The organism is Pedobacter sp. 01N416 (assembly GCF_056399685.1).
In genome coordinates this window covers 1-13,196 of record NZ_JBFTRT010000090.1, presented here as the reverse complement: position 1 = coordinate 13,196, position 13,196 = coordinate 1, and the positions used below count along the sequence as shown (strand labels likewise).

Here is a 13,196-nt window from a genome sequence, read left to right as displayed (position 1 = left end):
GTTTGCCAGTTGCCTGCCGCATAGTTTGCAGCTTTCCAATCGCCCTGAGGCTCGGTTTCTGTATAGTTAACTTCGAACCCTTTCTCATCAGAAGTAGGCACAACTGTTTTATAACTGGTACTCTCTTTACCTAAAAAACGATAGATACCACCATCAACATTAATCAAACCCAGTAGTGAATGGTCGGCACCCGTCCAATGTTGGGTAGCAGATTCGTTTAATTTATCGGTGTTAGACCAGATGCTAAAATAGGTATTGTGCGTAATTAAGGGATAAGCCGGGGCTTTCCGCTCCTGTGCCTTTAGCAAACCGCCTACAAACATGCAGCCCAGTATGCCTAAGAATTTTAAAATGTTGGTTTTGTTCATAATTGTGTGTGTTGAAATCTGATCGTATATTTTGGTTAGATTTAACGTTAGTTAAACGTTTTACTAAAGTATAAAATATAATTTACTTTTTGCAAGAGAAGCCGATTTTTTAATTGTCTAAGTGACATTTAAAATCGATCCTCAAAAAAATACATGAAGTGATTAGCTCCATGTATTTTCAAAGGGTGTATAAGATTTATAAACTAAGGCTGTTTTTTGTTGATGGTCCACTCAGATAATTGGAAAACCCTGCTTCCCCTGTTTGCTTTAATATAAAGACGATAGAATTTATAGGCTACAAAGTTGTCAAAATAATACCTTTTGGTCACTCGTCTTTCATTTGAGTTTGCCCATGGGCAAGTGGTTACAGTATGTAAATCGGTATACTGAATACCATCTACCGATCCCTGTAAAATCCAGTACCTAGGGTCTCTATCCTCAGCGTCGTTTCCTGAAGTTAAGGTATAGGCGCCAACTACCTGTGGTGTTGCAAGTTCGAAAGTACATCTCTGCGTACCATCAAAACCTGCCTGCAAAAATTTGGTGGTAATATCGCCATCAACCAGCTTTTTCGATCCTTCATCAGAGTTAGGCCCAGCGCCAGCTTCCAAATTTACAGAGAATATTCCACCAATGGTTTGCATATAATTCTCTCCAATTTTGGTTGGGTCAAAATTAGGATCTACAATATTTAACAAGACTTCTTTTGCAGCAGAATAGCCCTGCCCATTTCTGGTTGTTAAAGTAACTTTATATTTACCTGGAAAACGATACACGTGTTTTGGATTAACCGCTACAGATGTACTGTCATCGCCAAATTGCCATAACAAAGTTTTATAGTTTGTAGAAGAACCCGTAAACTGGTATTCTAAAAACTTTACCGTATCCGGCCTTGCAAATGAAAAACCTGCAGTTGGTTTAGGTTCGTCTACCACAGGAATAATCTCTTCTGCATCTTTCTTACACTTTACTGTTGTAATTACAATAAGTATTAAAAGAGATAGAATACTGAATAATCTTTTTGTGTTATTTTTCATATCTTATTAATATTTAAGGTGTTGGAAATAATTGAGATTTTGGTATTACTCTTTTTGATAAAATATTTGGCACTTCAATTTCCAGATAGGCTTGTTGCCCACCTACGTTTTCGCGATGATGTGCTTCAATGGTATAACGTTTTCCGCGTTCTAAAAATATGGTACCCTTACGCGTATCCTTATCCCACTGGGTGGTATAATCGTTCACCAAAGGAATTCCGTTTACATATAATCTTGATCCATCATCCCAACGGGTTTGGTAGAAAGTATATGTGCCGCGTACCGGAGCTAAAAATTCGCCTTTCCATCTACTTGCAAAGTTATCCCTGCTTAACTTAGTTCCGCTATCATTTTTTACATTGTCTGGCCATCCATCGCCACTAAAGTTTATGGTTTCATCAATCCTTGTCACAAATGGAGCACGTCCGTCGTCCGGATCCAATTGCGTATTGGTATAATATTTTGCTGTTAAGCCAGTACCGTTCCCGGTGATGTAAGAGTTATTATCCAAATTTACATTAGGATCTACAACCACTATTAATTTACTCTTAGTTGGGTGAATAACATGATTGCTTGCCTCACCAATACTGAAGGCGAATGCAAATTTCTTATTTGCAACAATGTTGGCATCAAAAACCGGCCATGGGATCTGAAGTCTGACGATCGCACTCGAAGCTCCTGTAGCAAACCGAACCAAAGTATCAATGCTATAATCTTTGGCAGCCAAATGTATTGCATCTGCAGGCAAAGTTCCGTTGCCAACTAAAGTAGCAATGGTATCTATGTTCTCTTTGATTTTAATATTGAAAGCTGTTGATGGTTGGTTTTCTAAACTTACAATAAGTGGAATCGTTACCCCGGCAGGGCCCACAATGTAATCGCCCTGGTACACTACATTATAGGTACCACCGCCATTTAAAGTTAAATAGTGTAGATCGGTAGGTTTTAACAGATCGGCAGTATTGATAATAACCATAATGGTAGATTTGCCAGCAGCAATTTTATTTCCTTTACCAGGAGCTGAAAGCTTTAAGGCAAAAACAACTTTTTTACCATAATTACGCTCCAATACTGACCGGCGAACAATAGCGATACCTTCGCTGTTATCGGTCCCATAAGCCACATTGATCACATTGGGATACTCTACCCCCGCAGATGGCATTAGGATTGCATTTGTAATGGTTCCTTTATTAATTAACTGCGTAACGGTATCGTTATTTAAAGTTAAACCTACCTGAAAGGCCTCTTCTGCAACGCCAGTTAAAGAAATTTTAAAAGGAACTTTAATGTATTCGTTATCTATGGAAACATTTCCGGCAACAATACCTTCTCCTGTTATACTCCTGGTATTAGGATCTGGCAATTTTAAATCATCTATTTGTGATTTGCGACAAGAATAAATACCCACTATGGCTAAACTTATCAATGCGATATATATAATTTTTTTCATTTTATGATATTTTAAATGATCAGCAAATCTGTTATTGATCTAACCAAACCCGTCCGTCAAGCCCCCATGCTTGTTTATTGGCAATCTTTAACCAGTTTATAATCTGTGCGGGTATATCTGATGTTTGAGGAACAAATATGGCCAGTGTTTCTGGCGCCGGAGGGCAGATTAAATCGTTAAAATTCTCCCAGGCATAGGTCCCCTGAAATTTAAAATCATGTGCCTGAGAACTTATATCTGCCATGATATTACCATTACCATCCGTTGCGGGCCAATACCCCACCAGAAAATTAAAGTATGGATGACTTTGATCGATTGAAGTTTGACAGGCATAATTGCCGATCATTCCATCTGGAACAGAAATTTTAAAAAAGCGGATGTCACTTACATATACATCTGGTACTCCGTGTCCATTTCCGTTTAAAAATCCCAATTTTAAAGGATTCGAATTTGCCAACGACCCTGAACCCGTAATTTCGAGTTCATTATTAAAGCTACCATTGGTATAGGTACGAACAAATCTTTGGCCATTACGCACCTCTATTTTTGCAGTTAAATTTGTCCATTTCCCCTTGCCAAAGCTCCCCCCCCTACATTGGTGGTAATCTCCATCTTTGGTACCTCGCCACTCAAAATACCAATAGTCTTCTTCTAAATAAATTACCCAACCTACGCTTGGGTGGCCACCAGACCACTCGTTACGTTTACCTAAAACACTCGGCCAGAAAAATTTGTCTTCGTTCTTTTTAACCTTAAGTTCTATGGTCACTTTTGTCGTGTCATCTATATTGTAAACATTTGCGTCAGCAGCATCAACCTGTGCCCTCACATCTTCCCCTTTAAAACGGATTGTTTTGCCTAAATACCTGTTACCTGTAAATGGCTTTGTTAAAATTCGTTTGTTGTAGGTTGGCGCATAATAAATTACAAATGAATTTACTTTTGGCTGGCTAAAAATAGTTTGGTCATCGGCATTTGAGGGTAAGGTATATTGCCCACCTGCACTTGATGCAATAACAACAAGCCATTGCTCATTGTTATAATTAGGACGTTTTTTGAGTGCCGCGAGGATTTCACCTACAGAAGTATCGAATTTTTCGATAGCTGCTTTATAGGCCGGAAAAGAAACATCATATCCAGAGGCTGCACCTGCCGCATTAACCCCTRTAAAATGGCCTACAACAACCGTTGAAGTATCACTTGTTAAATTGCTTATCAATCCAGCTTTAACAGCATCATCATCTGCCACCAGGCTACTCACATCAGCTCCTGTATTTAATGATTTAAAAACCGCCGATGAGGTATAGGTAACAATTTTCGATTTTGCACTTGCCTCTTTGATCCTGTTGAAGATAATTGGGTAATTCTGCAGATTGTTATTCGTTAATGCATCAGTGGTAACTTTATGTTTCTCCTTTTTAACGCCGGTTAACATGTTTGCCCAATTGGTTGCATTTGCGGTTGCCTCGGGATCACTTAAACCTACCCATGAGTAGATAGCGTGCGGTAAAATCGCATCGATATTTGGTGTATTCGCATCTAAAACCGATTGCCCCCTTGCTCCATCAACAACTAAATAAAGTACCTTACGGTTACCGTATTTAACAGTTGTTGTGTCGCTGGCATTCTTATCTCCAATTGTTCTTTCGAATTCTTTATTACAAGAAAATATGGCCGTGGTAATTATTGTTGCGACTAAGCCAATCAATAATTTATATTTTTTAATCATACTCATCTTAATTTATATCCTGGTTAGCTTAATCTCTTATTCGATAGTTACTCTAATAATGTTGTATAATGGTAAATTATCAAAACGGTTAAAGTCGCCGATTAACAATAGTGCTTTTTTACCATCTGCCGATTTGGTTTCGATTACATCAGATAGGCTACCATTAAAAGGACCTGTAGAATTGTATCCTTTTGCCAATGATCCTGTTGGCGTTAAAACCATAAAACCATTTCTGGTGATGCCATTATATTTAATAAAATAGCCGCTTACTACAATTAACCCATTATTAAGCTGTTTAGCAAAACCTGGTATGCCACTTTCAAATGATTTGGAAACAAATGTTTCATCTAAAGTGCCATTATCATTTAAAACAGCTACACCGAGCGCAGATTTGCCATTGTATTGCGTAAAGTTTCCTGTAATTACGTATTTTTTTGTAGTGGTGTTATAAGTACATGATGAAATCACATTATCTGTCCCCGAACCTGGCGTAAAAGTTGGATCGACGCTTCCGTCAGGATTTAGCCTAATAATGCGATTGGCCGGCTGACCGTCGAATGTGGTAAAATTACCAAACACAACCAGTTTTTCTAACTTTTCTGCATCAGTATGCATGTAAGTGTCTACACGTCCATTTGCACTTTCTTTTCCTTTATTGGTAGCGGTGTTAAAACGGAATGTTTTATCGAGACTACCATCTAAATTAAAGCGCAAAATCTGTCGGATTTCTGTACTGTCCAATATTACAGTATCCCTTGATAAATCGTAATTAAACTTATCGTAAGTTCTTTTTACATAATACCTAAAATCACCGGTTGCTAAAATTTTTCCCTGGTGCGGGTATACACGGTTAATAAAACCATTTGTACCACCGTTAAACCTCGGAAACCATTTCTGCGTAACGGTATCGGTGAGTGTTGGCTTCCTTTTTGTTTGAATTTTTATAGTGTCAATTGCGCCGCTGGTGAACAAACTGGTAATGTTGCTGATATTTTCGGTACGTTGGTTAAATCCGGTAAAGCCACCTGCTATAATAAAACGGCCACCAATTTCTACAATCCTGGCTAGGGGACCATTGGATCCTCTTCCTGTACGGAAAGTACGGTCGTATTCTCCGTCTAATGATGTTCTAGCGATCCGATTGATGGGAACGACACCTCCTTTGTTATCAAAATTTGTAAAATTACCAACCACAATGTTCCTTCCATCAAGCATTTCGTATACCTGACTTACATAACCGTTGGTACCTGCTATAGCTTTGAAAGTAGGGTCGATCTGAATCAGCCCCGTTACGGTAAAGGTTGGACCAATAAATAACTGGTCGCCAATGGCGATTGATGTTACACCCGTACTTCCGGTTTCTGGAACTTTAACCGTAATCTCTGTGGCAGTTACACTAACTACCTCAGCCTTTTCGCCGTTAAACATAAAGGTTAATTGATTTTTATATTTATCAAAGCCTGCAGCTTTGATGACTACAGATGTACCTACAATTCCAACAGTAGGAACAGGTACATCAGTTTGCGAAATGGCCACACCTAAGGGTGATTTAGCATCAGCATAAGGATCAGGGATCACATCATCTGCCTTTTTACATCCTTGAAAGCTAAAAGCAATCAAAGTGATTATTGCGAATATTAATTTAATTTTTTTCATCGTTTAATTTCTTGAGGTAACACCAGATGTGATTTTATTTCGAAGAATCAGAAGGCAATAACCCGCTATAATACACATCACTAAAAAAATCACTTCGGTTAAATCCAAAATAAGCACCACCTATCAAATCGTTAAAGGCCAAAGCATGTACTACACCGTTGGTGGGTTTTATATCAGATGATGATACCTTATTGATGTACCAATTATCATTCGGTTTTGAGGCATCTGGAATGTAAGTTAAAACCAATTGGCGGTAACCAATATATTTGATGTTGTTGGCAGTAGCATAGGTTACACCGATGTTTGAGATATTACCACCAAGAGAATAATACAAACCACCCGGATAAACACTTTTAACATCAAAATCTATTTGCTGATAGTCTTTTAATCTGTTCACACCTTTAAACATGTAGCGCTGCAGATATTTCCTCCAAATTAACGGACTAATCTGATCCAGTGTTTTAACGGTATCTTTTCCTGCGTAAAAAAGAAAATTATTTAACCCACCATCTGTTCTAATTGTTCCAATTGTTCTTTTGATTACATCATCATCGGGTGCAAAAAAAGTAAAGTCCTCATTAGAAAAGGTGCCTTCCATACCCGCCAGCTTTACAATTTTGGCTATGGTATCAAAAGGTACTTTTTTAGCCTGTAAATATTGAAGCATATTGCCTTCAAAGTTAGGATTAGCCAAGCCTCCATCACGGTAATACTCATCGCGTTTACAAGCATTTAATATCAGCAGTACAGCAGCACAAGCAAAAATTAGCTTTTTCATATATCTTTTGTTATAATAATTAATTACCACCGTTAACCCAATAATCATTCAATTTCATAAATGGGTTGTTGTTTAGCGCACCCGAGCTAATTGGCCAGGTCCAGGCACCACGACTAAATTTATCAGATGTAAGCACGTTGTAAGAATACTGACTATTTAAAATTCTCTTCGTTCTAACCAAATCGAAGTAGTGGTGCCCCTCACCGATAAGTTCTCTTGAACGTTCGTAAAAAATAAATTCTTTAAGATCTCCATTTGAAGATGTATATGGAGATGCGCCAGCACGGCCTCTTACCATATTTACCAGTTTTATGGCTTCTGTATTTTCATCTATATTTGCAAGCGCTTCTGCCGCCAGCAGGAGTTCTCCACCATATCTAAAAATCATAAAGGTATTATCCGGATTGGCATCTTCCTCACCTACAATGAATGAGTTCTTTGCATATTTTAATAACATGAACTTGCCATTGTCGGCAAAAATATCTTCATTAAACCAGGTTGTGATCCTTTTGTCGCCTCCATCCTGAAAAAGTTTCTGCATATATTCGCCCCTGTAATAAGCAAAACTTACGCGGTGGGTATATTCGGGTCTTTTGTATGGGTAGTGCAAAAACATATCGGCAATTGGTGCAACATTCAATACGGCATCTCCATAATTTATACTTTGATAAAATTCGAATAAGCTTTCATCCGAACGCCCCTTGATCACTGTGGACCAGTCTGAAAGTGGCAATAACCGATAGGCATTACTTGCAACCAATTCCTTACCCAGATCTGCAGTAGCCTGATAATATTTTCTTGCGTTAGCGCCGTCAAAGCCTGCGTTCCACATATTCATCTCCATCATTAAGGCAATGATGCTGCCTCTACTTGCCCGAACGCCTTTTAAAGCAGGATCGCTATAGGTAAATGGAATTTGATTTTTATAACTATTTAAATCGGCAATACATTTATTTAATACGGATACAAAATTTTCGCGGGGTAAGGGTGTAGAATGAAATGCATCAGTATAATACACTACATCGCCAAATAACCGCACCATGGTAAAGTAGCAAAGTGAGCGAATAAATGCGGCTTCGGCCTTAAACTGTCCTTTTTCTGTTTCAGTAACACCTGGAACACCCTCATCTAATTTCGCGATCAAGATATTGGCACCTTGAATTGCCCTGTAATAACCGGTCCAATCTGTTATTCTATCAAAATTATAATAGTCCCAAGGCTGCCCTCTTCTGATCAGGTTTAATAGATCATTTCGACCTAAGAACTCCACATATTCGCGGGATGCGGCATTGTCAGACTGGCTTTCGTGCAATACCTCGCCCGATCTGTATTCTCCAACCGCACCAACATAATGTGTTTCATTAATTTTGCTAAAAACAATCCTCGATAGATCATAAATGTTAGCAACAACATCCTCTTTGGATTGGAAAAAATTATTTCCAGTCAACTTATCTAATGGTTGTACGTTTAAAAACTTTTTACATGCAGGCAAGCAAAAGGATGCTGCAATAACTAAAGTATAAATGATAACTTTTTTCATAATAAATATTTTTAGTTGCCTGTATTAAGTTCTAAGTTTAAACCTATATTATAAGTACGTGGTACAGGATATCCGTTAGAAATATCGCGACCTAATGCGGTTACGTTTTCTGGATTAGGGCCACTATACTTAGAAAATGTAATTAAGTTATTGGTAGAACCAAATATCCTTAAATTAGCCAGTCCGAATCTGCGTATCAACTTCTTATCGAACATATAAGAAAGCGTTAAGTTGTTAATTTTCAGATACGTACCCGTTTCCTGCCATAAGGTTTGATCGGCTCTTAATGGTTGAATATTTCCATAACGGCTAAAATCATAAGGGTATGGATATTTAGCAACATCGCCAGGTTTCTGCCAGATATTTAAATCGCCTAATGGTACTACAGCATTTAGTGCATAAGGATCTCTCATGATGGCAATACGATCTGCAAGCGCATTATTTAAGATTGTTCTATCGGCTGTATAACTGGCGTACATGTTTAGGCCCCATTTTTTATACCTCACGGTGAACGATAAACCACCTGTTAACAATGGTTGTGAGTTTCCGGTAATTTCGTAATCTCTGCCATCCAGAATATAATCGCCATTTACATCCTTTAAGATCGGGTCTCCTCCGTAAAAGARCGTATTATTTGTTTGGTATCTTTTTCCGGTAACCGGATCTACAGGTACATCCGCATCTGTTTTGTAAACCCCTTGGTTAATTCTTAAATAGTTTGATAGGGTATTTCTGCCTACTCGGAAAACATTATGCTGCAGATAACCAGAACCATCAAAGCGGATATATTGCCCATTATACTCTTCAGGCAATTTTAACAGCACATCGCGGTTATAAGCACCGTTTATCGAAAAAGATAAATCGAAATCCTTGCTGGTAATGGCTTTTACATTTAAGCTAATCTCGGTACCATAGTTGGCGATACCCAAATCGTTACTCGATAGTTTATTAAAACCTGTAATATTTGATAAAATACGATCGAACAATAAATTATCTACCTTTTTAAAATAACTATCCACAACGATCGAAAATCTGTTTAAGAAACCAATGTCGAAACCAAGGTTATACTGGCTTGTAGTGGTTGGCTTTAAGGCCGGATTTGGAATTAAATCGTAATTGATACCAATGGTTTGCGTATTGTTGTAATTTCCATTTAGGTTATAAATACCATAAATACTTTGAAGATTACCTGTTGGCACAATATTTTGGCCCCACGTTAACCTTAAACTACCATAGTCTAACCATTTTTGATCGGTCAACCAGTTTTCTTTGTTGAAATTCCATCTTAAACCTATTGAAGAGTTTTTAGAATATGGATTTTCCAAACCGCTTGATGAGGTACCATCTAAACGGTAAGAGAACTCGGCTACGTATTTTTTGTCGTAATCGTAAGACAGCGATCCAGCGAAAGAGGCAATTGTAGCATTTTTATAGCTACTTAAAACCCCGCCACCTCTTGAGTAATAACCATCGAACCCTACTGGCCCCTGAAGCTGATCGTTTGGAATTCTTTCCTGCCGGCTTATTGATGATTGGGAACCTTGTTTATAAATTTCGTTAAATGTATTGATAAAGAAATTATGCTTTTCACCTAATGTTTTGGCGTAGGTGATTGCATTTCTATTATATAACTGGAAATTTCTGCCATTATAATCATAAAGTTTCGCAAATGATCCATTGGCCGCAGCTGGTGTAAATGTAGTTTCAGTATCTGAGGTATAATCATAACTCAAGGTAGAAGATGCTGCGAAACCTGGTATAAATTCGTAACGGGCATCGATATTTGCTCTTAAATTTCTGGAATTATTATCGTTTAGCGTTTGCAAAGCAGATAATACCCCACCAGATGCCTGATAAAAAGACGGAGGAGGCAAAAGTGTTGACGCCTGACCGTTTGAAGCTACACCGGATTGAAGTAAGCCTGCACCGTTACCTTTATTCTGCTTACCTACCGAACCATTAACGAAACCGAAAAATCTAAATTTATCGTTCGGTTTAAACTCCATGTTCATGTTTAAATTGTAACGGTTATAACCCGTGTTTTTAATTACACCTTTTTCGGCATAATAACCCATATTGGCTTTGTAATTAAATTTTTGGTCGCCACCATCTAAAGCCAGGTTATGACTTTGGTTAAAGGTAGTTTGATAAAATACATCCTGCCAATCGGTAGAGTTATTATAGTACGCATTTAAACTATCGGCAAGAAAAGGTGTATTGCTAATTCCCCTGATCTGATTAATGGTCTCTGCGTTTAAAATAATTTGCTGAATTTTTAATTGGCGTTCTGAATTACCTCCTAATGTTTCGCGTAATTTAGGCGGAGCATTAACGAAAAAGTTCGTTACATATTTAATACGCGGCACTTTAGAATTACCTCTTTTTGTGGTAATGATGATTACCCCATAAGCACCTCTGGATCCATACATGGAAGTTGCCTGTGCATCTTTCAGGATTTGGATATTTTCGATGTCCTCCTGAGGGATTAGCGAAAGCGGACTTACCCCAGGACCTTGCGTTTGAAAACCAAACTCTGCTGCCTTATCTGCATCTAAAGGCACACCATCAATAATATACAATGGCGATGTAGGTTAAATAAAAGTGTTCCTCCAACAGGTACGTTAACCGAAAACTTTCCATCGCCATTTGTTTGCGTTAAGCCTTTATTTGTGCTTTGCAGAATAACAGATACGCCTGGCACCCCCTGTTTGGTATCTTTATCCAGAACCCTGCCATTTACAATAATATTTTTTTCTTGCGAATAGGCATTTGTACCACATATTATACATACAATAAGTAATGTATATAAAAGTATATTTCTTTTCATAATATTAGCTTTATTGATTAACTATTCGTTAGCAAATTTTGGGTTCTCATTTTTGAAATAAAAGACGATTTCCCAGTCGCCAGCCTTATAAATAGCGAAATCGACACCGAAATTGGCCACCGTGCGCGCACCCCCAAAACCAATCCGGGAGTAACTCAACTCTGCTTTTGCCCTCGATCCGCCTTTAGCATAAGATGTAGGGATTTCTACCAATGGAATTGGATAAGCAACATCATACTGAACATATTTATCGGTTTTTTGGATATTGAAACCATGGATCATTTTATCCCAAACCGTTTCATTGAAAAACTTAGGATCGATTGGTAAAGAATCTTTACCCAAAACCACAATGCGTAACGAATGTCCATTACCTCCTGAGGTTAGTGGACGGATGTAAACAATTGCATCCTTTTTATCATTGTTGCTCACCAGGTTTAAATTAGAAGTAGCACCGATAACATTATTCAGATAAGGACGGATGTAATCTCTCAGTTTTTTGTCTAACGGAAATTTCGGATCAGGGGCAGGCAAACCTGTATAAGCATTAAAATCATTCGATGGTTCGTAAGGGCGCTCTCTAAAAGGTCTGATCTGAAAATCTCTGATCAGGCGCTCGCCACCGGTATTTTTAACCTTTACATCAAAAAACCGTGTATCCTGAGAAAAGTTGGTACTATCAATCGGACGGGGTTTTAATATCTGGTTGGTTGCTGATGGCCATAAGATGAATTCACCTGATGAACGTATTTCAAATATTGGATGTGTTTCGATTTTTCTTTTGGCCTCAATTTCAGCCAGGCTTTTTTCCAAACCGGTATAAGGGGCTGTCCATACGTAAGTTGGCGCGGTTGTAAAAAGATCGCTCACGGGCTTTCCATCTCCAAACCTAACGTTTACAATTTCGAACGTAATAGGATTGGTTGAGTTATCGCTATTAAAGCCACCGATAAGATTGGTTCTTCCAATTATTGGCTCCAGAATTTTATTGCTAAAATTCACATTATTACTGATATAATCTTTCTCATCGGGTAAATCGAAAACCTTTTTACAGCTACTGCAAAGGGTTACAGCAAGTAAAAGGAGCGCAAAATATTTATATATGATCGATTTCATCGGGCTATTTATTTTAATGTTTCTATTTCGCATCACTATTTCGTTTTGTTTATGGTAAACTCAGCCAACTGGAATGTACCACTGTTTCTGAGCTCGGTAATAACAACGCGGTAAAATTTGTAGGCAACCGTATTTGTACACCTAAATACTTTTTGCTGATATCTTTCTTCAAAGAAGAAGTTAGACCTTCTATCCAATTCTACCCAGCTTGAACCATCCATCGAGCCTTCATAAGTCCATGCTTTTGGATCTCTTTCGTTGGCATCATTTGCAGATGTTAAGGTATATACGGATGAAACAGCAGGTGTTTTAAGCTCAAACCTCATCCATAGTTCGCCTTGTAAGTCGGCCAGAAATTTAGTGTGATCATCACCATCGATTACTTTTCTCGAATTTTCCCCACTGGTTATACCTCCACCATTTTCGCGGTTTGATGAAAATATACCGCCAATTTCAAGGTAAAGGTTTGGTGGTGGTGGTACAAAAGTTAACCGGGTAACGAATTCGTTAAAGCCAAATACGTGATCGGCACTGATAACGTGTACGACCCCATTTTTGGTTTTAATGTTATTTGATGATGTTGTACTGGTTGCCCAGTTGCGAACGAATTTGCTTTTTTTGGTATTATCGAAATTAATAACCTCCGGTCCGGCACCAACCTGACCAGAAGCCGATATTTTGGTTACACTCGCATGCAT

The 13,196-nt window shown here is 38.2% G+C and carries 10 protein-coding genes and 1 pseudogene; all 11 read right to left on the bottom strand.

Going from position 1 to position 13,196, the window contains the following annotated elements:
* Nucleotides 1–368 (bottom strand): DUF4964 domain-containing protein (locus AC1DND_RS07365; protein WP_477580376.1); only part of this gene is annotated, 368 nt, incomplete at its 3' end.
* Nucleotides 369–571: 203 nt separating this feature from the next.
* A complete protein-coding gene (locus tag AC1DND_RS07360; RefSeq protein ID WP_477580374.1) occupies nt 572–1,405 on the bottom strand; it encodes a PKD domain-containing protein in 834 nt (277 codons plus the stop codon).
* Between the two features lie 13 nt (nt 1,406–1,418).
* Nucleotides 1,419–2,855, bottom strand: a complete 1,437-nt coding sequence (locus AC1DND_RS07355; protein WP_477580372.1) for a PA14 domain-containing protein — start codon at nt 2,853–2,855, stop codon at nt 1,419–1,421.
* 31 nt (nt 2,856–2,886) lie between these two features.
* Nucleotides 2,887–4,584 carry a DUF4983 domain-containing protein gene (locus AC1DND_RS07350; protein WP_477580370.1) on the bottom strand — a complete coding sequence of 566 codons (1,698 nt, stop codon included), beginning with the start codon at nt 4,582–4,584 and terminating at the stop codon, nt 2,887–2,889.
* 36 nt (nt 4,585–4,620) lie between these two features.
* Nucleotides 4,621–6,240: a DUF5008 domain-containing protein gene (locus tag AC1DND_RS07345; protein WP_477580368.1), complete on the bottom strand. Its 1,620-nt coding sequence runs from the start codon at nt 6,238–6,240 to the stop codon at nt 4,621–4,623.
* A 34-nt stretch (nt 6,241–6,274) separates the two neighbouring features.
* The gene (locus AC1DND_RS07340) at nt 6,275–7,018 is read right to left on the bottom strand and encodes a hypothetical protein (RefSeq protein WP_477580367.1); all 744 of its coding nucleotides are present in this window, start codon (nt 7,016–7,018) and stop codon (nt 6,275–6,277) included.
* Between the two features lie 19 nt (nt 7,019–7,037).
* Nucleotides 7,038–8,558, bottom strand: a complete 1,521-nt coding sequence (locus tag AC1DND_RS07335; protein WP_477580365.1) for a RagB/SusD family nutrient uptake outer membrane protein — start codon at nt 8,556–8,558, stop codon at nt 7,038–7,040.
* A gap of 11 nt (nt 8,559–8,569) precedes the next feature.
* On the bottom strand, nt 8,570–11,137 hold the full coding sequence (locus tag AC1DND_RS07330; RefSeq protein WP_477580363.1) for a SusC/RagA family TonB-linked outer membrane protein: 2,568 nt from the start codon (nt 11,135–11,137) through the stop codon (nt 8,570–8,572).
* Entirely contained in the window at nt 11,110–11,385 is a 276-nt protein-coding gene (locus tag AC1DND_RS07325; RefSeq protein ID WP_477580362.1) for a carboxypeptidase-like regulatory domain-containing protein, read from the bottom strand. The genes AC1DND_RS07330 and AC1DND_RS07325 overlap by 28 nt, the downstream gene beginning before the upstream one ends.
* A gap of 21 nt (nt 11,386–11,406) precedes the next feature.
* The gene (locus tag AC1DND_RS07320; protein WP_477580360.1) at nt 11,407–12,498 is read right to left on the bottom strand and encodes a DUF5007 domain-containing protein; all 1,092 of its coding nucleotides are present in this window, start codon (nt 12,496–12,498) and stop codon (nt 11,407–11,409) included.
* 35 nt (nt 12,499–12,533) lie between these two features.
* A pseudogene (locus AC1DND_RS07315) lies at nt 12,534–13,196 on the bottom strand (ATP/GTP-binding protein); the annotation flags it as partial.